General features: G+C 66.7%; 23 protein-coding genes. 18 read left to right on the top strand and 5 right to left on the bottom strand.

Annotated features, from left to right (window positions below; translation table 11 throughout):
- Positions 1 to 84 precede the first annotated feature (84 nt).
- The 9 genes from JL101_RS16855 (at position 85) to JL101_RS16815 (ending at position 5951) form a co-directional block, all read left to right on the top strand.
- Positions 85 to 642, top strand: a complete 558-nt coding sequence (locus tag JL101_RS16855; protein ID WP_228434891.1) for a hypothetical protein — start codon at positions 85 to 87, stop codon at positions 640 to 642.
- Positions 639 to 1409 (top strand): 4Fe4S-binding leucine-rich repeat protein, encoded by a 771-nt coding sequence (locus tag JL101_RS16850; RefSeq protein WP_203097461.1) that lies wholly within the window; start codon positions 639 to 641, stop codon positions 1407 to 1409. Before JL101_RS16855 ends, JL101_RS16850 begins: the two co-directional genes overlap by 4 nt.
- A gap of 66 nt (positions 1410 to 1475) precedes the next feature.
- Positions 1476 to 1784 (top strand): nitrogen fixation protein NifZ, encoded by a 309-nt coding sequence (locus JL101_RS16845; RefSeq protein ID WP_203097460.1) that lies wholly within the window; start codon positions 1476 to 1478, stop codon positions 1782 to 1784.
- Between the two features lie 39 nt (positions 1785 to 1823).
- Complete coding sequence (locus JL101_RS16840) at positions 1824 to 2180, top strand: nitrogen fixation protein NifZ (RefSeq protein WP_203097459.1); 357 nt, start codon at positions 1824 to 1826, stop codon at positions 2178 to 2180.
- A 45-nt stretch (positions 2181 to 2225) separates the two neighbouring features.
- Positions 2226 to 3371 carry a cysteine desulfurase family protein gene (locus JL101_RS16835; protein WP_228434889.1) on the top strand — a complete coding sequence of 382 codons (1146 nt, stop codon included), beginning with the start codon at positions 2226 to 2228 and terminating at the stop codon, positions 3369 to 3371.
- A 51-nt stretch (positions 3372 to 3422) separates the two neighbouring features.
- A complete protein-coding gene (nifT, locus tag JL101_RS16830) occupies positions 3423 to 3629 on the top strand; it encodes a putative nitrogen fixation protein NifT (RefSeq protein WP_203097458.1) in 207 nt (68 codons plus the stop codon).
- 3 nt (positions 3630 to 3632) lie between these two features.
- Entirely contained in the window at positions 3633 to 3914 is a 282-nt protein-coding gene (locus tag JL101_RS16825; RefSeq protein WP_203097457.1) for a hypothetical protein, read from the top strand.
- On the top strand, positions 3911 to 5104 hold the full coding sequence (locus JL101_RS16820; RefSeq protein ID WP_203097456.1) for a DegT/DnrJ/EryC1/StrS family aminotransferase: 1194 nt from the start codon (positions 3911 to 3913) through the stop codon (positions 5102 to 5104). Before JL101_RS16825 ends, JL101_RS16820 begins: the two co-directional genes overlap by 4 nt.
- A 13-nt stretch (positions 5105 to 5117) precedes the next feature.
- A complete protein-coding gene (locus JL101_RS16815; protein ID WP_203097455.1) occupies positions 5118 to 5951 on the top strand; it encodes an SIR2 family NAD-dependent protein deacylase in 834 nt (277 codons plus the stop codon).
- A gap of 12 nt (positions 5952 to 5963) precedes the next feature.
- Here JL101_RS16815 and JL101_RS16810 read toward each other — a convergent pair whose 3' ends face one another.
- The 5 genes from JL101_RS16810 to JL101_RS16790 all read right to left on the bottom strand — a co-directional run bounded on the left by JL101_RS16810 (position 5964) and on the right by JL101_RS16790 (position 11029).
- Complete coding sequence (locus tag JL101_RS16810) at positions 5964 to 7943, bottom strand: ATP-binding protein (protein WP_203097454.1); 1980 nt, start codon at positions 7941 to 7943, stop codon at positions 5964 to 5966.
- Between the two features lie 77 nt (positions 7944 to 8020).
- Complete coding sequence (locus JL101_RS16805; RefSeq protein ID WP_203097453.1) at positions 8021 to 8782, bottom strand: class II glutamine amidotransferase; 762 nt, start codon at positions 8780 to 8782, stop codon at positions 8021 to 8023.
- 41 nt (positions 8783 to 8823) lie between these two features.
- Positions 8824 to 9216 carry an ArsC/Spx/MgsR family protein gene (locus JL101_RS16800; protein ID WP_203097452.1) on the bottom strand — a complete coding sequence of 131 codons (393 nt, stop codon included), beginning with the start codon at positions 9214 to 9216 and terminating at the stop codon, positions 8824 to 8826.
- Between the two features lie 25 nt (positions 9217 to 9241).
- Entirely contained in the window at positions 9242 to 10135 is an 894-nt protein-coding gene (gene draG, locus JL101_RS16795; RefSeq protein WP_203097451.1) for an ADP-ribosyl-[dinitrogen reductase] hydrolase, read from the bottom strand.
- 30 nt (positions 10136 to 10165) lie between these two features.
- On the bottom strand, positions 10166 to 11029 hold the full coding sequence (locus JL101_RS16790; protein WP_203097450.1) for an NAD(+)--dinitrogen-reductase ADP-D-ribosyltransferase: 864 nt from the start codon (positions 11027 to 11029) through the stop codon (positions 10166 to 10168).
- A gap of 332 nt (positions 11030 to 11361) precedes the next feature.
- On the opposite strand from JL101_RS16790, the gene nifH reads away from it, so the two are divergent.
- From nifH to fdxB, 9 genes are all read left to right on the top strand, one after another.
- A complete protein-coding gene (gene nifH / locus JL101_RS16785) occupies positions 11362 to 12270 on the top strand; it encodes a nitrogenase iron protein (protein WP_203097449.1) in 909 nt (302 codons plus the stop codon).
- A 149-nt stretch (positions 12271 to 12419) separates the two neighbouring features.
- Positions 12420 to 13865, top strand: coding sequence for a nitrogenase molybdenum-iron protein alpha chain (gene nifD, locus JL101_RS16780; RefSeq protein WP_203097448.1), 1446 nt, complete (start codon positions 12420 to 12422; stop codon positions 13863 to 13865).
- 101 nt (positions 13866 to 13966) lie between these two features.
- Entirely contained in the window at positions 13967 to 15514 is a 1548-nt protein-coding gene (gene nifK / locus JL101_RS16775; RefSeq protein WP_203097447.1) for a nitrogenase molybdenum-iron protein subunit beta, read from the top strand.
- 110 nt (positions 15515 to 15624) lie between these two features.
- Positions 15625 to 16998 (top strand): nitrogenase iron-molybdenum cofactor biosynthesis protein NifE, encoded by a 1374-nt coding sequence (nifE, locus tag JL101_RS16770; protein WP_203097446.1) that lies wholly within the window; start codon positions 15625 to 15627, stop codon positions 16996 to 16998.
- 11 nt (positions 16999 to 17009) lie between these two features.
- Positions 17010 to 18380 carry a nitrogenase iron-molybdenum cofactor biosynthesis protein NifN gene (gene nifN, locus JL101_RS16765; protein ID WP_203097445.1) on the top strand — a complete coding sequence of 457 codons (1371 nt, stop codon included), beginning with the start codon at positions 17010 to 17012 and terminating at the stop codon, positions 18378 to 18380.
- Positions 18355 to 18852 (top strand): nitrogen fixation protein NifX, encoded by a 498-nt coding sequence (gene nifX, locus JL101_RS16760; protein WP_228434887.1) that lies wholly within the window; start codon positions 18355 to 18357, stop codon positions 18850 to 18852. Before nifN ends, nifX begins: the two co-directional genes overlap by 26 nt.
- A gap of 7 nt (positions 18853 to 18859) precedes the next feature.
- A complete protein-coding gene (locus tag JL101_RS16755) occupies positions 18860 to 19318 on the top strand; it encodes a NifX-associated nitrogen fixation protein (RefSeq protein ID WP_203097444.1) in 459 nt (152 codons plus the stop codon).
- Between the two features lie 14 nt (positions 19319 to 19332).
- Complete coding sequence (locus tag JL101_RS16750) at positions 19333 to 19530, top strand: CCE_0567 family metalloprotein (protein WP_201079219.1); 198 nt, start codon at positions 19333 to 19335, stop codon at positions 19528 to 19530.
- Between the two features lie 45 nt (positions 19531 to 19575).
- The gene (fdxB, locus tag JL101_RS16745) at positions 19576 to 19869 is read left to right on the top strand and encodes a ferredoxin III, nif-specific (RefSeq protein ID WP_203097443.1); all 294 of its coding nucleotides are present in this window, start codon (positions 19576 to 19578) and stop codon (positions 19867 to 19869) included.
- Positions 19870 to 19888: the final 19 nt, after the last annotated feature.

Below are 19888 nucleotides of genomic sequence, written 5' to 3'. Positions count from 1 at the left end.
GCGCCGGTCCAGGCGTCTTCCCGTCTTCGGCACCCTCTGCCCCGCCCATCCCCTTTTCCGCCCAGCGTTGACGGGAGCGCGCGAGTGACACCGCCCGACACGGCGCCTTTGGATCTCACGACGGCCGGTCCGGACGACGATGCCTGGCTGTCGCGCCGCTACTATGGCGGCGACCTTCCGGCGGAGGCCGAGCGGCAGCTTCATTTGGCGGGCCGCCACTATTGCGACGGTGCGCTGGCCGAGTCCCATCTGGCACGGGCAGCGGCGATCGCGCCGGGTCACCGGGCCGTCGACCTCGGACACTACAAGTACTTCCTCTACAAGGCACGCCTTGCCGAGGCGCTGACCTACGCCGTCCGGATGCTCGACCATGCGAGCGCCGGCATCGGCCTCAATCATTCCGACTGGCGGCTGGTCACGCGTCGCCACGCCGATTTCGACGCCCTGGAGCCGGCGCCCCGGATCTATCTCTTCACGGTCAAGGCGCTGGGCTACCTGCATGCCCGACTCGGCCGGCAGGGGGAGGGGCGGGCGATGCTGGAGAAGGTGGCCGAACTCGATCCGGCGGACCGGATCGGCGTCAAGCCTCTGCTGGCAGTCCTCGACCGGCGCGGGAACGACCGCGAGGATGACGAATCATGACGTTCCATGACATGGACGAGGCCCTGGACTGGCTCGGCCGGCCGGTGGATTGCATTGCCTGCCGCTACGCCGACCGCAAGCCGGACGGCCGGTGCCAGCCGCTCAAGGCCTGCGTACACGACCGCTACGCCAAGCGCATCCAGCGGTTCTTCCAGTGGAACGAGGACCTCGCGGTCGAGCAGCTGGACCATCCCTATTTCGAGGTGCGCGCCATCGCCGTGCGCCATGCGCCGCTGTTCCACGTGCCGCGGCTCATGGACGACCTGGACGAGACGGTGCGCAGCAGCGTTGCCCGCCGCCTGCCGCGCCGGTTGCTGCTCAAGATGCGGGGCGACCCCGACCGGGAGGTGCGGATCTCCGTCGCCAGCCGGCTGGAGGACGGCGACCTCGCCCCGATGATGCGCGACCCGGACTATTCGGTCCGCCTGCGCGTGGCCCGCCGCGTCCCGGAAGGCATGCTGCCGGCCATGATGCGCGACGAGGACGCCGAGGTGCGGCTGGAGGTCGCCCGGCGGATCGGCCTGGAATGGCTCGCCAGCATGGCCTGGGACGACAGCCAGCGCGTCCGCCTGCATGTCGCCCAGCGGCTCTGCCCCGACAAGCTCAGCGCCATGATCAACGATGCCGACTGGTGCGTGCGCTACGTCGTCGCGAGCCGTATCGCGGACGAGTACCTGGACCCCCTGATCGAGGACCCGGTCGACGAGGTGCGCGAGATCGCCCGGCGCCGGCGCGCCGGCCTCGTCCTCCAGGACGACGTTCCATGACATCCGATGACATTCCCCGGGGGCGACGGCCCCCGCCACGCCTCACCCCGAGCCGGAGCCCCCGCCATGGCCAACCGTAATCCGCAGGACGCCAACGAACTGGAAGGCCCGCCCGAGTACGAGGTCGGCCAGAAGGTCCGCAGCGTCCGAGACATCCGCAACGACGGGACCTATCCCGGCGCGCCGGTCGGCGACGTGCTGATCCCGGCCGGCTCCGTCGGCTACGTGATCAGCATCGGCTCCTATCTCCAGATGTATCACATCTACAGCGTCGATTTTTACGAGCAGCGCCGGGTGATCGGCATGCGCGCCAAGGAGCTGGAGATGGTCGATGCCCTCGCCAATGCCCCGCAGAGCCACGTTCGCGCCGGCTGAACCGTCGCCCGTCCCAGATCCCACCCCCGGAGCGCAACCATGACCGATCAGAAATCCCCCGAAGACACCGGCCTCACCTCCGACATCGTCGTCGCGGAGCCGGAGGGCGGGACCGGCTACGTGCCGCCGCGCGAACCCAAGTACGAGTGGGGCATCGCCGTCAAGGCGCTGTCCGACCTGCTGAACGACGGCAGCCATCCCGACAGCCCGGCCGGAAGCCTTCTCGTGGTCAAGGACACGGTCGGCGAGATCATCCGCGTCGGCTACGCCCCGGAAGCCAACAACCTGCCGGTCTACCTGGTCGAGTTTCCCGGCGGCAAGCTGGTCGGCTGCCTGGAGGAGGAGATCGCCCCGGTCCTGGGGGCCCGGTCCATGGTTCCCGGACGGATGGATTGATCCCGGTCCCGCAGGGCGCCGCGACCGACTGATGCGAGGTGTGCCGTGATCTACCTGGACAACAACGCCACGACCATGCCGGCCCCCGAAGTCGTGGCCGCCATGCTTCCCTACCTGGGCGAACTCTACGCCAACCCGTCCAGCGCCCATGGTCCGGCGATGGCGGTCAAGCAAGCGGTGGGGCAGGCCCGCAGCGCCGTCGCCGGGCTGATCGGCGCCAAGGCGTCGGAGGTGGTGTTCACGTCGAGCGCGACCGAGGCCAACCACCTGGCGATCCTCGGGACGCTCCGCGCCCGGCCGGACCGGCGCCACGTGGTGACGACGGCGGTCGAGCATCCGTCCAACCTGATGCTGTTCGAGGACCTCCGCGGCCAGGGCTACCATGTCACCGTCCTGCCGGTGGACGCCTCCGGCCGCCTGCGCCGGCACGAGCTGGCCTCGGTGGTGTCGAGCGATACCGCGCTGGTCTCGGTGATGTGGGCCAACAACGAGACCGGCGTCCTGATGCCGGTGGCGGAGGCCGCCGACATCGCCCGGTCGCGCGGTGCCGCCTTCCACACCGACGCGGTCCAGGCGGTCGGCCGGCTGGAGGTCGACCTGAGCGAGATGAAGATCGACCTGCTGACCTTCTCCGGGCACAAGCTGCACGGACCCAAGGGCGTCGGCGTGCTGTTCGTGCGCAAGGGCTTCGCCCTCGCGCCCGTGATCATGGGCCACCAGGAGCGGCACCTGCGCGGCGGGACCGAGAACGTCCCGGCGATCGTCGGGCTGGGCGTCGCGGCACGGCTCGCGGTCGAGGCGCTGGCGGCCCGGTCCGGCGTCGCCGTCGCGGCGCTCCGCGACCGGCTGGAGGCCGGGGTGCTGGCCCGGATGCCGGGTGCGCGGGTCAACGGCGGCGACACCGCGCGCATTCCCAACACGTCCAACATCAGCTTCATCGACCGCAGCGGCCGCCCCATGGAGGGCGAGGCGCTGCTGATGAAGCTCGATCAGGCGGGAATCCAGGTCAGCATGGGCGCCGCCTGCGCCGCGGGCGGCATGGATCCCAGCCACGTGCTGCTGGCGCTGGGGCTCGGCTCCGCCCTGGCCGCGTCCAGCCTGCGCTTCTCCCTCAGCCGCTACACCCAGGCGTCGGACATCGACGCCGTCCTGGAAGCCCTGCCGCCGATCGCCGCCCGCCTCGCGGCATGACGGCGATCCGTGCGGGCCGAGTTGACATTTGATGACCTCTGGAGAGTTCCGATGAAAGTGATGCTTCGCAAGTCAGGCGGCCAGTTCATGATCTACGTCGCCAAGAAGGATCTGGAGACGAACGTCGTTTCGTCCGAGAAGCCGGCGATCTGGGGCGGCAAGGTTACCCTGGAGAACGGCTGGGTCCTGGAAATGCCCGATCTTCCGGAAGACACCCGCCTGCCGCTGACCGTCGAAGCCCGCAAGCTCGAGGGCTGAGCCATGGCCCTCTCCCTCGCCGGCATCGAGACCATCGCCGCCCAGGCCTCCCAGCTCTACGCCGCCGGAACCCGCCGCGACGCCGTCGTCAGGACGCTCAAGCAGAAGTTCCAGGGCCTGACAATCACCGGCTGCCTGGAGAGCGACCTGTCGGAAGAACCTTTCCGGGAGGAACCCTCCTACCTGCTCTATCTGGTGGACAGCCACGACCATTGCTGGAAGGTGACCCGCGAGCCGGCCCGGGCGACCGGCATCGTCATCGCCGAGCGCGAGGAGGCGGCATGACCGGCGCTCCCGACCCGGCGGAGACCGGGGGCACCGAGGAAGAGGTCTTCGCGGACATCGCGCTGACCCAGCCGGACATCGGTGCCGCCGAGACCCGGGTGATCGAGCGCATCCTGACTTCGGCCAGCCTCAACGACGGACGCCTGACGGAGTCCTTCGAGGAGGCCTTCGCCGCCTATGTCGGCCGTCGCCACGCGGTCGCGGTGACCAGCGGCACCATGGCCATGCTGCTGGCGCTGAAGGCCCACGGCTTCGGTCCGGGCGACGACATCCTGTGCTCGCCCTACGGCTGGCACCAGGTCGTCCATGCCGTGGCGCTGGCCGGCGCCAACCCGGTGTTCTCCGACATCGACTACTGGTCGCACACGCTGAACCCGGTCAAGGCGGCGGAGCGGATCACCCCGGCGACCAGAGCGATCATCGCCGGCAACACCAACGGCCATCCCGCGCCCTGGGACGAGCTGAGGGCTTTGGCCGGCGAGCGCGGCGTCGTCCTGATCGAGGATTCGACCGAGGCGATCGGCTCGACCTACCAGGGGCGGATCGTCGGCAGCTTCGGCGACTGCGCGGTGTTCGACTTCTCCGAACCCGGCCCGCTGCTGTGCGGCGAGGGCGGCATGGTCGTGACCGACGACGACGGCCTGGCGTCCCGCCTGCGCTACCTGCGCAAGCGCGAGCCGGAGCACCTGAAGTCGGTCGTGATCAGCCATAACGTTCCCTGGCAGGCCAAGCTCGGCAACCTGAACGCGGCCCTCGGCCTCGTCCAGCTGAAGCGGATCGACGAGATCCTGGAGCGCCGCCGCGCCGTCGTCGGGTACTACGAGGCGGCGATGCAGAGCTTCGAGGGGATCAAGCCGCCCTACCACGCGCCGGGCGTGACGGTGGTGCATTGCCACGCCTACGCGGTTCATCTCGGCACCCGCTTCTCGGTCAGCCTGCGCAACGCGGTGATCGAGGACATGCTGACCCAGGGGATCGATTCGGCCTCGTTCGGCGTCCCGCTCCATATCCAGCAATTCTACGCCGAGCGGGGCGGACGGCGCGGCGACTGCCCGGTCGCCGAGAAGACCGCCGACCGCGTGATCGCGGTGCCGTTCCACGGCGCGCTCGACCGGGACGAGGTCGAGTTCATCGTGCAGCGGCTCAAGGACGCCACCGTCAATTCCGGCGCCGGCGCCGCCATCTATTGAAGGAATCCAGACCATGACGACAGCCCACACCCTGCTGGCGGAAGTCGCCGGCGGCCTGAAGGCGCGGCAGGTGATCCCGTATCTCGGCGCCGGCGTGTTCGACCTGGTCGAGGGCGCGTGCCCGATCCCCCGCTCGCCGGAGGAACTGGTCGCGGCGCTGACCGCCAAGGCCGCCGTGCCCGGCCGCATCCGCCGCCACCTGACCGCGGCCAGCCAGTATATCGAGAGCCACAAGCACCGCCGGACCCTGGAAACCATCCTGACAGGTCTGTTCAAGACCGGGCCGGAGCCCACGGCGCTCCACCGCTACCTCGCCGGCATCCCGGAACTGCCGCTGATCGTCGACACCTGGTACGACGATACCATGGCGCGCGCGCTCGGCGGCGTGCATTCCTGGGGCCAGATCCAGGGCATGAGCCATCCGCAATCCCTGGGCGAGTGGGTCCGCTATTTCGGCCCTGATAGCGAACCCGCCGATGGCGATGCCGCCGCCGGCTGGAACCGGGTGCTCTACAAGCCCATGGGGGCCGTGACGCCGGCCGGCAACTACCTGGTTTCGGACAGCGACTATGTCGAGGTCCTGACCGAGATCGACATCCAGTCCCCGATCCCGGCGGTGGTGCAGAACCTCCGGGCGGGGCGCAACTTCCTGTTCCTGGGTTGCCGCTTCGACGGCGAGATCGGCCGCACCTTCGCCCGCCAGATCATCAAACGGTCGGCCGAGCGGCATTGGGCGGTGATTTCCGGGGAGCTGTCCCGGAACGAGGCCAAGTTCATCGAGACCTACGGCATCACGCGCATCGACCTGCCCCTGGCCGAAGCGGTCGAGGTCCTGTCCCGCTCGTAGACCGCACGGAGGTCAGGTCCGGCGGGACAGCTCCCGGACCGTGCGGTCCACCGCCGTCGCCAGGTTGCCGAACAGGTCGCTGTCCAGTTCCAGGATCGGGGCGACGGTGTTGAGGTTGGCGGCATCCTTGGCGGCGAGCTCCAGAGACTTGGCGAGCCCGGCGATCCGGGCGGCGCCCAGGTTGCTGGCCACGCCCTTCAGGGTGTGCGCGGATACCGCCAGGGCCGCCCAATCCTCCGCGGCGCTGGCGCTCCGCACCCGGTCGAACTCCTTCCCGACATCATCGCAGAAGGCCGACAGAAGCTCGGCCAGCATCTCGTCGCCCACGCCGGCGCGGATCTCCTCGATCTGCGCCTCGTCGATCAGGTCCCGGTCATGCTGCGGTTCCGGTTCCTCCCGGCGGGGTTCCGGCACGGCGGCCCGTTCCGGCATCTTCGCGGGGCCTCCCGGCACGCTCGGCCGCGTCCGGGCGACGATGGCCCTCAGCTTCCCATGGTCGATCGGCTTGGTCAGATAGGCGTCCAGCCCCGCCGACATGTGGCGGTCCATCTGGTCGGTCATGGCATCGGCGCTCAGCCCGACGATCGGGATCGACGATGCCGGCCCGGCCAGCTCCCGGATCGTCCGCGTCGCGGTCGGGCCGTCCATTTCCGGCATGTGCATGTCCATCAGCACAAGATCGTAGCCGGACGGGTTGTCCGCCGCCCGGAGGCCGCTCTCCGCGATCTCCAGCACCGCCAGTCGACCGTCCGGCACGGAGACGATCTCGTGGCCGTCCTGCTCCAGGATACGCTCGACCAGCATGCGGTTGATCGCGTTGTCCTCGGCCAGCAACACCCGGCGGAAGTCGGGTGCCGCCGCCTCTTCCAGTCCGTCGTCGTCGGCGTAGGCCGGCGGGGCGCAGACATGCGCCGGTATCCGGACCAGGAAGGCGGAGCCCTCGCCGGGCATGCTGGTCACGCGCACCGTTCCGCCCATTGCCTCGACCAGCCGCTTGCTGATCGCCAGCCCCAGGCCGGTGCCGCCGAACCGTCGGGTGGTCGTCACGTCGGCCTGGACGAAGGGCCGGAAGAGTTGCCGAACCTGCTCGGGCGTCATGCCGATCCCGGTATCGATCACCGCGAACTCGACCATGCCGGCGGGTCCGACCGAGACCCGGACGTCGATCCGGCCGTCCTCGGTGAACTTGCAGGCGTTGCCGATCAGGTTCGACAGCACCTGCCGAAGCCGCGTCACGTCCCCCTCGATCCAGTCCGGAACGTCGGAATCGGTGGTCACGAACAGCGACGTCTCCTTGTCGCGAGCGGTCGCGGCGAACAGCATGACCACGTCGCGGGCGATCGAGGCCGGGCTGAACGGCCGCCGCTCCAGGGTCAGGAACCCCGCCTCGATCTTGCTGAAGTCCAGGATATCGTTCAGAACCCGCAGCAGGTCCTGGCCCGAGCGCCGGATGATCTCGACATAGGAGACCTGCTGCGGCTCGATCGTGCAGACCTTCAGCAGGTCGGCGAACCCCAGGATCGCGTTCATGGGCGTGCGGAGCTCGTGGCTCATGGTCGCCAGGAAGCGCGTCTTTGCCTCGCCGGCCGAGTGCGCCGCCTCGCGCTGCCGCTCGGCCTCGCGCTTCGCCCCATCGAATGCCGCCCTGAGGTCGTCGAGATCCTGCCGCGTCCGCCGGAGTTCCGTGATGTCGGTGACGCAGCCGACGACCACGGCACCCTCGCGGCCGGCGGTCAGTCGCAGCCAGCGCTCGCCGGCTTCGTCCTGATGCGGCAGGTCCACGGCGACGGCCGTCCCGGTCAGGGACGCCTCGTCGCAGCGGTCCAGCAACGCCGCCATGATCGCCGTCGGAAGCGAGTCGGCTGCCTGGTTGGACCTTATGATGCGTGGAACGGACGATTCCGCCGGCCGTTCCACGATGACGACGGCGCTCGGGGAGGCGCGGAGGAGGGCGTCCAGCAGGGAATCAGGACCGGTGCAGTGATCGGTCATACGGTGCCGGCTCCCGATAGTCGATGCTCCGACGCGAGTCAGAGGTATTTAGTTCAATTACAATAATAGATTCATCGTCAAAGGCAACACCCGTCGCGGAAAACCACCAGCGACCCCTTGTCCATGATCGTCCACTCCTCGTCCCGGGTCAGCGGGCGGGTCGCGATCATCGTCACGACGTCCCTCGCCGTCGTCTCCTGCGCGAAATCGACGCTCAGATCCTCGTCGATCAGGGTGGCGTTGCCGAACGGATGCCGCCGGGTCAGCCAGGCGAGGTTGGTGCTGCAGAAGCAGAACAGCGCCCGTCCGTCGGACAGCAGCAGGTTGAAGACGCCCATGCCGTTCAGTTCTTCCGCCAGCGCCCTGATCTCCCGGCACAGGGTCTTGAACGCCGGCGGCCGGTCCCAGCGCTCGCGCAGCCGGTCCAGCATCCAGCAGAAGGCGTGCTCGCTGTCGGTGCTGCCGACCGGCTGGTAGACCGACAGGGGCAGCGTCTTGACGCCCTTGAGCTGGCCGTTGTGGGCGAAGGTCCAGTAGCGCCCCCACAGTTCGCGGATGAAGGGATGGGTGTTCTCCAGCGCCACCCGGCCCCGGTTCGCGCGCCGGATATGGCAGATCACGTTGGTGCTCTTGATCGAGTAGCTGCGGATGAACCGGGCGATCTCCGACTCCGCGCTGGGGCTCGGATCGTGGAAGCTGCGGCATCCCTTGCCATCGTAGAAGGTGATGCCCCAACCGTCGGAATGGGGGCCGGTCTGCCCGCCGCGGCGCATCAGGCCGGCGAAGCTGAAGCAGATGTCGGTCGGAACGTTGGCGTTCATGCCCAGGAGCTCGCACATGCCCCTGGCCTTACGAGAATCCGGCCCTTCTGTCGAGAGGCTTACTGGCGCGGGCAACCTTCGATCGACCCGTCCACCTGCGCCGCCAGCCCGATCCAGGCATCCACCAGATCCGGTTCGAACCCGGCCTCGCGCCGGTCGCCCACCTGCATCAGGGGACGCCGGATCAGCAGGGGCGCCGCGATCAGGGCGGCCAGCGCCGACTCCTCGTCGAATCCGCGGGGATCGATCTCGCCCGACTTGACCGCCGGGGCCGACTTATTGAACCAGTCCGCGACGGGCCGCGCGCCGAAGAACGGCCGGAGCGTCGCGGCCGTCCAACCCTCGGCCAGGAGGTTGCGGGCCTCCACCGTGTGGCCCGCTTCGGCCAGCAGGCGCTTCTGCTTCGCGTTGCCGACACAGCCGGGCTTTTCATAGAAGATCACGGTCGCCATGGCTGGAACGTCCTTTCGTCTGGTCTCAGGCTGTGCGGAAGGCTGGTGCGAGAGCCAGCAGCCCGTCGGTCTGCCGCTCGATCTCGGCCCGCACCTCGCCGTCGAGCTTGCGCAGCCAGCGCGCGGGTATATCGTCGGCACCATAGGTGGCGCCTGCCAGCATGCCGATAATGGCGCCGGTGGTGTCCGCATCGCCGCCCTGGTTGACGGTCTCGACGATGCAGGATTCGACGCTGTCGGTCCGGAAATAGTAGTGGAAGACCGTCTGCATCGTGTCGACGATGTAGGCGGTGGACAGCCCCGAGTAGGGTGCGAAGCGGAAGACCCTGTGCTGGGCCACCAAGCCGTTCGCCTCTTCCCGGCATTCCTTGATGCCGCCGCCCAGGATCAGGCGTCGGACCATGCGGCCCAGGCACAGGACCGCAGCGTCCGACAGCGGGTTGTTATGGGTGATGTGCGACTGCTCCAGGCTGCGCCGGACGAAGGCCTCGTCATCCCCGAGCGTGGAGAGGATCACCGGCAGGTTCCGCATCGCCGCACCGTTGCCGGCGCTGGTCTCGGACAGGGGAGCCTCGATCTCGCCCTTTATCATGTAGTTGCGGATGCCGCGCCGTGTCGTGTCCCCGACATCGGCCGGGACTCCACGCAGCCATTCGGCGTAGCAGTCGGCCACGAGCTTCAGGTCCCAGCCGCCGGCCTTCAGCACGGCGCGGCCGAGCCAGACCGACATCTCGGTGTCGTCGGTGACCTGGCCGGGCGACAGCCGCAGCCAGCCGCCGCCCTTGATATGGCGGTGGATGCCGTATTCGCGGGCGATCTCGCTCTTGGTCATGAACTCGACGGTGGCGCCAAGCGCGTCACCGCAGGCCAAGCCGAGATACGCACCCAGGGCGCGATCCCTGATCTTCGGGTCGATCATTGGCTGTGCCGTGCTTTCCAGTGAGCAGTCCTAGACTATCGAGGCGACGACACGGTAGTCGCCGCCGACGACAAGGTATTCACCTTCTCCCTGGAATGGGTAGCGTGGCAGGAGGTCGCGGAAGAACACGAGCTTGGCGCAGGGAACCCTGGCTTCGAGGATATGGTCGCCGAACTGGCCCGCGATATCCCGGTCATTGCTGAACGATACCAGGTTGTTGAGCCGCAGGACCACGGTCCGGCGGCATGCCGTCCGGCTGTCCGACGTCTCGACGATATGATGCTCCTCGAAATCGTTGACGCCGCGGTATAGCGTCAAATGGGCGCAATCGGGTCCGAACAGGTGCGGCACCGACCACTGGCAGAACTCGAACAGCAGGTCGAGCTGCTCGTTGATCCTGTTGTTGTGAAACCGGGTCGACAGCTTCTGCTCCAGGTAGCCGGCCCACGCCTCCGACGCCATCCGGCGGATCGGCTCCTTGTGGAAGGTCGGCAGCAGGCCGAAGCGGCTCTCCGCCCATCCCTTCAGGACGGCGCCCTCCGCGTTGTTGCTGTCGAACATCCAGCCCTTGAGCAGCCGCAGGTAGGAGGACCGGAAGCGCTTCCGCCCGTCGGCGCCGGCGCTGCCGCTGAAGTCGGGCGAGATATCGAAGACGTCGCTCATATAGGACTGGAAGAGTTCCGCCGCCTCGTGCGTCCCCCGCGTGCCGTCCAGGCGGGCGAACAGGTCCGCATGGATCTGCCGCGTGCCGCTGATATGGAGCGGAACCGGCGCGTCGTTGAACGCCGTGGAGCCGAGCAGGGCGGGCGGCACCCTGACGAGGCCGGTCCGGTGCTGGCGCTGGGCTACGGGAGCGGGTTCGCCCGCCTTTTCGTTGTCGTTGTCGTCGGTCATGCCGTCACCTTTCGGACGGGTACACACTAGCGTCCGGCACGCCTTTTGTAACCTCCTCCCGGCAAGGCCCTCGATGCGCCGCCATTGTCCGCTCCGAAAGCCGGCGGGGTGTGCCAGACCCGACAATGTGTAGGGGATTGTCAGGTATCACACAGCTTGGGGCCCTCCTGCGACAAGCTGTCACCGATCTAGAAAACGCAGTTTTTTCATGGGGTTATAGATGCTCTGCGACTTGGCACGCGGGGTGCATTAGGAGGTCCGTGCTGCGGCCCTGTACCCGCCGCGACTGGACCACGAAACGGCTACTTCAGCCTGCCAAGGAGCGAGAACTTATGGCTAACAAGCTTCGTCAGATCGCCTTCTACGGGAAGGGCGGCATCGGCAAGTCCACCACCTCCCAGAACACCCTGGCCGCGCTGGTCGAACTGGGTCAGCGTATCCTGATCGTCGGCTGCGACCCGAAGGCCGACAGCACCCGCCTGATCCTGCACGCCAAGGCCCAGGACACCGTCCTGCACCTCGCCGCCGAAGCCGGCTCGGTCGAGGACCTGGAACTGGCCGACGTCCTGAAGATCGGCTACAAGAACATCAAGTGCGTCGAGTCCGGCGGTCCGGAGCCGGGCGTCGGCTGCGCCGGCCGCGGCGTCATCACCGCGATCAACTTCCTGGAAGAGAACGGCGCCTACGACGACGTGGACTACGTGTCCTACGACGTGCTCGGCGACGTGGTCTGCGGCGGCTTCGCCATGCCGATCCGCGAGAACAAGGCCCAGGAGATCTACGTCGTCATGTCCGGCGAGATGATGGCGCTCTATGCCGCCAACAACATCTCCAAGGGCATCCTGAAGTACGCCAACAGCGGCGGCGTCCGTCTGGGCGGCCTGATCTGCAACGAGCGCCAGACCGACCGCGAGTACGACCTGGCCGACGCCCTGGCCAAGCGCCTGGGTTCCAAGCTGATCCACTTCGTCCCGCGCGACAACATCGTCCAGCACGCCGAGCTGCGCCGCCAGACCGTCATCGAGTACGCGCCGGACAGCAAGCAGGCCGACGAGTACCGTCAGCTCGCCAACAAGATCCACAACAATTCCGGTAACGGCGTCATCCCGACCCCGATCACCATGGAAGAGCTGGAAGACATGCTGATGGCCTTCGGCATCATGAAGACCGAAGAGCAGGCCCTCGCCGAACTGATGGCGAAGGAAGCCGCCAGCGCCGCCAAGGCCGCCGCTTCCGCCTGATAGCACCCCCGGGGCCGCGCTCCTTCGGGCGCGCGGCTCCCGATACCAAGGATTGCGCCCATGGCGCAATTGATCACTGCAGCGCACCGACGCGCTGGGACCACGCATCGCGCGCGCGGCGCGCAACGGAAGAGCAGCAGGAGGCCGGCATGAGCTTGGCGAACGAAGAGAGCAAACAAGCGACCCAGGACCTCATCAACGAGGTGCTTGAGGCTTATCCCGAGAAGTCGCGCAAGCGCCGCGCGAAGCACATCGGCATCCAGACCGCCGAGGCCAAGGATTGCGACGTCAAGTCGAACGTCAAGTCCATACCCGGCGTGATGACCATCCGCGGCTGCGCCTACGCCGGCTCGAAGGGCGTGGTGTGGGGTCCGATCAAGGACATGATCCACATCTCCCACGGCCCGGTCGGCTGCGGCTACTATTCCTGGTCGGGCCGCCGCAACTATTATATCGGCGTCACCGGCGTCGACAGCTGGGGCACGATGCACTTCACGTCCGACTTCCAGGAGAAGGACATCGTCTTCGGCGGCGACAAGAAGCTCGGCAAGGTCATCGACGAGATCAACGAGCTGTTCCCGCTGGTCAACGGCATCTCCATCCAGTCCGAGTGCCCGATCGGCCTGATCGGCGACGACATCGAGGCGGTCGCCCGCAACAAGTCGGCCGAGATCGGCAAGCCGATCGTCCCGGTGCGCTGCGAAGGCTTCCGCGGCGTGTCCCAGTCGCTGGGCCACCACATCGCCAACGACACCATCCGCGACTGGATCTTCGACAAGACCGAACCGAAGGCCGACTTCGAGGGCACGCCCTATGACGTCACCATCATCGGCGACTACAACATCGGCGGCGACGCCTGGTCTTCCCGCATCCTGCTGGAGGAGATCGGCCTGCGCGTGATCGCCCAGTGGTCGGGCGACGGCACCCTGGCCGAGCTGGAGAACACCCCGAAGGCCAAGGTGAACCTCATCCACTGCTACCGGTCGATGAACTACATCGCCCGCCACATGGAAGAGAAGTTCAACATCCCCTGGATGGAATACAACTTCTTCGGCCCGTCGCAGATCGCCGAGAGCCTGCGCAAGATCGCGGCGCTGTTCGATGACAAGATCCAGGCCAATGCCGAGGCCGTGATCGCCAAGTACCAGCCGCTGGTCGACGGCGTGATCGCCAAGTACAAGCCCCGGCTCGAAGGCAAGAAGGTCATGCTGTATGTCGGCGGCCTGCGCCCCCGCCACGTGGTCGACGCCTACCACGACCTGGGCATGGAAGTGACCGGTACCGGCTACGAGTTCGCCCACAACGACGACTATCAGCGGACCACCCACTACACCAAGGAAGGCACGCTGATCTACGACGACGTCACGGCCTACGAGTTCGAGAAGTTCGTCGAGAAGCTGGATCCCGACCTGGTCGCCTCGGGCATCAAGGAAAAGTACGTCTTCCAGAAGATGGGCAAGCCGTTCCGTCAGATGCACTCCTGGGACTACTCCGGCCCCTACCACGGCTATGACGGGTTCGCCATTTTCGCCCGCGACATGGACATGGCGATCAACAACCCCGTGTGGAACCTGACCAAGGCTCCCTGGGCCTGACATCAACTTGGCGGCGGCGGCGCCCGAGGCGCCTCCGCCCTCCATCCCCGCCTGCTGCCGCCGTCCGGTTCCTGCCGGCTTGGAATTCCTAGGAGACGAATATGCCTCAGAATCCCGAAAAAGTTATCGACCACATGGAGCTCTTCCGCCAGCCCGAATACAAGGACGTGTTCGCGCGCAAGCAGGCGGAGTTCGAGTACGGCCATCCCAAGGAGGAGGTCTCCCGGGTCGCCGAGTGGACCAAGTCCGAGGAATACAAGGCCAAGAACTTCTCCCGCGAGGCGCTGACGATCAACCCGACCAAGGCCTGCCAGCCGCTGGGCGCGGTGTTCGCGGCCCAGGGCTTCGAAGGCACGATGCCGTTCGTCCACGGTTCGCAGGGTTGCGTCGCCTATTACCGGTCGCACCTGACCCGTCACTTCAAGGAGCCGAATTCCGCGGTCTCCTCGTCGATGACCGAGGACGCGGCCGTGTTCGGCGGCCTGAACAACATGATCGACGGCCTGGCCAACACCTACAGCCTGTACCAGCCGAAGATGATCGCCGTCCTGACCACCTGCATGGCCGAAGTCATCGGCGACGACCTGCAGGGCTTCATCGTCAACGCGAAGAACAAGGACAGCATCCCGCAGGACTTCCCAGCTCCCCATGCCCACACCCCGGCCTTCGTCGGCAGCCACGTCACCGGCTACGACAACATGATGAAGGGCGTGCTGAGCTACTTCTGGGACGCCGAGGGTTCGCCGGCCCGCGAGGCGAACGACAGCATCAACGTGATCGGCGGCTTCGACGGCTACGCCGTCGGCAACAACCGTGAACTGAAGCGCATCTTCGGCCTGTTCGGCATCGACGCGACCATCCTGTCGGACGTCTCGGACGTGTTCGACACCCCGACCGACGGCCAGTTCCGCCTCTATGACGGCGGCACGACGCTGGAGCAGACCAAGGCCGCGAAGAACGCCAAGGCCACGATCTCGATGCAGGAGTACTGCACCCCGCAGACCCTCTCCTACATCAAGGACAAGGACCAGGCGGTCGCCAAGTTCAACTACCCGATGGGCGTCGGCGCCACCGACGAGTTCCTGCTGAAGCTGGTCGAGCTGACCGGCAAGCCGGTCCCGGCCGAGCTGACCCTGGAGCGCGGCCGTCTGGTCGACGCGATCGCCGACAGCCACACCCACATCCACGGCAAGCGCTTCGCCGTCTACGGCGACCCGGACTTCTGCCTGGGCATGACCAAGTTCCTGATGGAGATGGGCGCCGAGCCGGTCCACGTCCTGTCCACCTCGGGTTCCAAGAAGTGGGACAAGCAGGTCCAGAAGCTGCTCGACAGCAGCCCGTTCGGCAAGTCGGGCGCCTCCTACGGCGGCAAGGACCTGTGGCACCTGCGGTCGCTGCTGTTCACCGACCCGGTCGATTACATCATCGGCAACAGCTACGGCAAGTACCTGGAGCGTGACACCAAGATCCCGCTCATCCGCCTGACCTATCCGATCTTCGACCGTCACCACCACCACCGCTACCCCACCTGGGGCTATCAGGGCGGCCTGAACGTCCTGGTCCGCATCCTGGACAAGATCCTGGACGACTACGACCAGAAGACGAATATCGCCGGCGAGACCGACTACTCGTTCGACCTGATCCGCTGAGCACGCGAACCCCGGCGCCGCACCGCAAGGTGCGGCGCCGGGCAATACCCTGGACTACGGCGCTTCACATCGGCGCATCTTCGGGTGCGGTTTGCTGACGGGGGAACGAGATGCTGGTCGACAAGGTACAGGAAGTTTTCAATGAGCCTGGCTGTGCCACGAACCAGGGGAAGACCGAGAAGGAGCGCAAGAAGGGCTGCACGAAGGCCCTGAAGCCTGGAGCGGCCGCCGGCGGCTGCGCCTTCGACGGCGCCAAGATCGCGCTGCAGCCGATCGCCGATGCCGCCCATCTGGTTCACGGGCCGATCGCCTGCGAAGGAAACTCCTGGGACAACCGCGGTTCGAAGTCGTCCCATTCACAGCTCTACCGCACCGGCTTCACCACCGATCTCAGCGAACTGGATGTCATCCACGGGGCCGAGAAGAAGCTGTTCAAGGCGATCAAGGAGATCGTCCTGAAATACGATCCGCCCGCCGTCTTCGTCTACCAGACCTGCGTCCCCGCGCTGATCGGCGACGATGTGGAAGCGGTCTGCAAGTTCGCCGCCGACAAGCTCGGCAAGCCGATCATCCCGGTCAATGCGCCCGGATTCGTGGGCAGCAAGAACCTGGGCAACAAGCTGGCCGGCGAGACGCTGCTGGACCACGTGATCGGGACCCGCGAACCCGAATTCACCACGCCCTACGACATCAACATCATCGGCGAATACAACCTCGCCGGCGAGTTCTGGCAGGTCAAGCCGCTGCTCGACAAGATGGGCGTCCGCATCCTTTCCATGATCTCCGGCGACGGCAAGTACAACGAGGTCGCCTCGGCGCACCGCGCCAAGGTCAACATGCTGGTCTGCTCCCAGGCGCTGATCAACGTCGCGCGCAAGATGGAGGAGCGCTACGGCATCCCGTTCTTCGAAGGGTCCTTCTACGGCGTGTCGGACATGAGCGACACGCTGCGCAACATCGCGATGCTCCTGGTCGAGCGCGGTGCGCCGGTCGATCTGATCTCGCGCACCGACGCCATCATCCGCGAGGAGGAGGCGCGCGCCTGGCGCCGCCTCGATCCCTACAAGGAGCGGCTGACCGGAAAGCGGGTGCTGCTGTTCACCGGCGGCGTCAAGAGCTGGTCGATGGTATCGGCCCTCGAGGGCGCCGGGCTGGAGATCATCGGCACCAGCGTCAAGAAGTCGACCAAGGAAGACAAGGACCGGATCAAGAAGATGAAGGGCGAGGAATTCCACATGTGGGAAGACCTCAAGCCCCGGGACATCGCGAAGATGCTGCGCGAGAGCAAGGCCGACATCATGCTGTCCGGCGGCCGCAGCCAGTTCATCGCGCTGAAGGCCAAGGTTCCCTGGCTGGACGTCAACCAGGAGCGGCATGTCGCCTTCGCCGGCTACGAGGGCATCGTCGCCCTGGTCGAGGAGATCGACAAGACCCTGAGCAACCCGATCTGGCGCCAGGTCCGCGTGCCGGCGCCGTGGGAATGAGGGGGTCGGCGATGTTCAAGGCTCATCAATCCAACAAGGCCGCCGCGATCAATCCGCTCAAGATGAGCCAGCCCGTCGGCGGCGCGCTGGCTCTGCTGGGCATCGACAACTGCCTGCCGTGCTTCCACGGCAGCCAGGGCTGCACGGCCTTCGGGCTGGTCCTGATGGTCCGGCATTTCCGCGAGGCCATTCCGCTCCAGACCACCGCCATGGACCAGGTCCAGACCATCCTGGGCGGCTACGACAATCTGGAAGCGGCCGTGCTCACCATGTACGAGCGCAACAAGCCGGAGATCATCGGCGTCTGCACGACCGGCCTGACCGAGACCAAGGGCGAGGACATGCAGGGGGCGCTCGCGACCTTCCGCAAGAAGCACCCGGAAGTGGCCGGGAAGTGCAACCTTGTCTTCATCAACACGCCGGACTTCACCGGGGGGCTTGAGGACGGCTTCGCCAACACGGTGACCGCCGTCATCGAAAGCCTCGTCTCTCCGGTCGAGATGAAGGTGTCCAACCGGGTCAACGTGCTGGCGGGCAGCCACCTGACTCCCGGCGACGTCGAGGAGATCCGGGACCTGATCGAGGGGTTCGGCCTCTCCCCTGTGATCCTCCCGGACCTGTCCACCTCGATGGGTGGCCGCCAGCCGGACGATTTCAAGGCGACCACGCTGGGCGGCGTGACCGTGGCCGAGATCAAGGGCATGGGGGCTTCGGTCCTGACGCTGGCGATCGGCGAGCACATGCGCAAGCCGGCCCAGGCGCTGGATAGGAAGACGGGGGTTCCCTTCAAGCTGTTCGACCGGCTGGTCGGGCTGGAGGCGGTCGACCAGCTGATCCGGACGCTGGCCGAGGTCAGCGGCAGGCCGGTTCCGCCGCGGATCCGGCGCCAGCGGGAACACCTGGTCGACGGCATGCTGGACGGGCATTTCTATTTCACCCGCAAGCGGGTGGCGGTGGCCCTGGAGCCGGACCTTCTCTACGCCTATTGCGGCTTCCTGCGGGATATGGGCTGCGAAGTTACCGCCGCCGTGGCCCCGACCCAGTCGCCAGCATTGGAGAAGATCAAGGCTTGGTCGCTGCTGGTCGGCGACCACGAGGATTTCGAGACGCTGTCCTGCGGCGCCGACCTGGTGATCTCCAACAGCCACGCCCGGCAGTCCGTCGAACGGCTGGGAACGCCCCTGGTGCGCGCGGGCTTTCCGACCTTCGACCGCCTGGGCGCAGGGCACCGGGTCACCGTGGGCTATCGCGGCACCCGCGAGTTGCTGTTCGAGCTGGGCAACATCTTCCTGGCGAACGACCATGCGCACGCCGCCCACGATGCCGGGGCCACTCCCAGAGGGATGGAGGACCACCATGCCGGTCCGCACGCGGCGGCTTAGGCTCGTCTCCACCACGCCCGGAACGGCGGCCGCGCCGGACGGTTCGGGCGCTCCGGCCAAGCGAGAGGGAATGATGAAGGTTGCTTTCTGTACCCAGGACATGGCCCGCGTGGACGCCCATTTCGGGTGGGCCAAGAACATCGCGATCTACGAGATAGACCCCACGGGCTACCGCCTGCTGGAGGCGGTCCAGTTCAACGGCCAGATGTTCGAGGACGGCAACGAGGACAAGCTGGTCCCCAAGATCGCCGCGATCGAGGACTGTGCCATCGTCTACCTGGCCGCCATCGGGGCCTCCGCGGCTGCGCGGATCGTCGCGAAGAAGATCCATCCGGTGAAGGTCGAGCAGCCCGAGGCGATCACCGACCTGTGCGAGAAGCTGGTGGTGACGCTGAACGGGTCGCCCCCTCCGTGGCTGCGCAAGGCCCTGAGCAAGGGCGCCGAAGTCGCCCGCAATTTCGACGAGGAGTGAGAAGAGCATGTCCGAAACGATCGAAGCCCCGGTGGTCGACCAGGAGTTCCTGAAGACCCTGGTTTCGCTGATCCGCGCCGAGGACACCTACGGCGCCTGGGAAGGCAAGAGCGACGACGTCCTGCTGCGCCCCTTCGTCCTGACCAAGGAGGAGCGCCGGTTGATCCCGATCATCGGCGACCCCGATCCCGATACCATCACCCGGGTCGAGCAGTTCTACAAGGCGATCGGCCTGACCATCGAGAAGCGGACCCGCCTGATGGCGACCCCGATCATGAAAATGAGCAACGAGGGCTTCGGCCGCATGGTCCTGCTGACCGGCCGGCTGGTGGTGTTGAGCAAGCATATCCGCGATGTGCACCGGTTCGGCTTTCCCTCGATCGAGGCGGTCGCGCAGGACGGCGCGAAGCTGGTGGACGAGGCCGTGGCCCTGATCGGGAAGCACCGCGACGTGGCCGAACTCTGAGGGAGACCCCGGACATGAGCGACATCGACGCCCTCAAGGACGAGATCAAGAAGCTGAACGCGCGGGCGACCGCGAAGAAGATGGACCTGCATGACCTGTCCGAAGAGCTTCCGGGCGGCTGGGAGAAGATCCTGGACGTGGCGCAGGAAACTTATGACGCCTTCAAGCTGCTGACCGAGAAGCGCGCGGAGCTGAAGGCCCTGACCTCTTAACCACTACGGCCACAACACGACAAGAGAATGCGAGGAGAGTTCACGATGAGCGGATTTGTCCAGGGAAAGACGAAGGGTGGCGGGTCGTGGACTCCCAAGTTCGTGGAGGACCTGAACCAGAAGGCCTGCATCGGCTGCGGCCGCTGCTTCAAGGTCTGCCCGCAGGGCGTCCTCAACATGATCGGCATCACCGAGGACGGGGACATCGTGGACGCCCAGGACGACGATGCCGAGAAGAAGGTCATGAGCATCGCCAACGGGGAAAACTGCATCGGCTGCCAGTCCTGTTCCAAGGTCTGCGGCAAGAGCTGCTTCACCCACTCCGCCCTGGCGGCCTGATCCCGCATCGCAGACCCCC

Origin of the sequence: Skermanella rosea (genome assembly GCF_016806835.2) — a bacterium.
In the GTDB taxonomy this organism is placed as follows: Bacteria; Pseudomonadota; Alphaproteobacteria; order Azospirillales; family Azospirillaceae; genus Skermanella; species Skermanella rosea.
Note: the sequence above shows the minus strand (reverse complement) of the source record. Positions and strands in the feature narration are given on the sequence as shown.

Coding starts and splice junctions, on each gene's coding strand:
- JL101_RS16850 (WP_203097461.1), top strand. CDS start 639: ATGACGTTCCATGACATGGACGAGGCCCTGGACTGGCTCGGCCGGCCG.
- JL101_RS16845 (WP_203097460.1), top strand. CDS start 1,476: ATGGCCAACCGTAATCCGCAGGACGCCAACGAACTGGAAGGCCCGCCC.
- JL101_RS16840 (WP_203097459.1), top strand. CDS start 1,824: ATGACCGATCAGAAATCCCCCGAAGACACCGGCCTCACCTCCGACATC.
- nifT (WP_203097458.1), top strand. CDS start 3,423: ATGAAAGTGATGCTTCGCAAGTCAGGCGGCCAGTTCATGATCTACGTC.
- JL101_RS16825 (WP_203097457.1), top strand. CDS start 3,633: ATGGCCCTCTCCCTCGCCGGCATCGAGACCATCGCCGCCCAGGCCTCC.
- JL101_RS16820 (WP_203097456.1), top strand. CDS start 3,911: ATGACCGGCGCTCCCGACCCGGCGGAGACCGGGGGCACCGAGGAAGAG.
- JL101_RS16815 (WP_203097455.1), top strand. CDS start 5,118: ATGACGACAGCCCACACCCTGCTGGCGGAAGTCGCCGGCGGCCTGAAG.
- JL101_RS16810 (WP_203097454.1), bottom strand. CDS start 7,943: ATGACCGATCACTGCACCGGTCCTGATTCCCTGCTGGACGCCCTCCTC.
- JL101_RS16805 (WP_203097453.1), bottom strand. CDS start 8,782: ATGTGCGAGCTCCTGGGCATGAACGCCAACGTTCCGACCGACATCTGC.
- JL101_RS16800 (WP_203097452.1), bottom strand. CDS start 9,216: ATGGCGACCGTGATCTTCTATGAAAAGCCCGGCTGTGTCGGCAACGCG.
- draG (WP_203097451.1), bottom strand. CDS start 10,135: ATGATCGACCCGAAGATCAGGGATCGCGCCCTGGGTGCGTATCTCGGC.
- JL101_RS16790 (WP_203097450.1), bottom strand. CDS start 11,029: ATGACCGACGACAACGACAACGAAAAGGCGGGCGAACCCGCTCCCGTA.
- nifH (WP_203097449.1), top strand. CDS start 11,362: ATGGCTAACAAGCTTCGTCAGATCGCCTTCTACGGGAAGGGCGGCATC.
- nifD (WP_203097448.1), top strand. CDS start 12,420: ATGAGCTTGGCGAACGAAGAGAGCAAACAAGCGACCCAGGACCTCATC.
- nifK (WP_203097447.1), top strand. CDS start 13,967: ATGCCTCAGAATCCCGAAAAAGTTATCGACCACATGGAGCTCTTCCGC.
- nifE (WP_203097446.1), top strand. CDS start 15,625: ATGCTGGTCGACAAGGTACAGGAAGTTTTCAATGAGCCTGGCTGTGCC.
- nifN (WP_203097445.1), top strand. CDS start 17,010: ATGTTCAAGGCTCATCAATCCAACAAGGCCGCCGCGATCAATCCGCTC.
- nifX (WP_228434887.1), top strand. CDS start 18,355: ATGCCGGTCCGCACGCGGCGGCTTAGGCTCGTCTCCACCACGCCCGGA.
- JL101_RS16755 (WP_203097444.1), top strand. CDS start 18,860: ATGTCCGAAACGATCGAAGCCCCGGTGGTCGACCAGGAGTTCCTGAAG.
- JL101_RS16750 (WP_201079219.1), top strand. CDS start 19,333: ATGAGCGACATCGACGCCCTCAAGGACGAGATCAAGAAGCTGAACGCG.
- fdxB (WP_203097443.1), top strand. CDS start 19,576: ATGAGCGGATTTGTCCAGGGAAAGACGAAGGGTGGCGGGTCGTGGACT.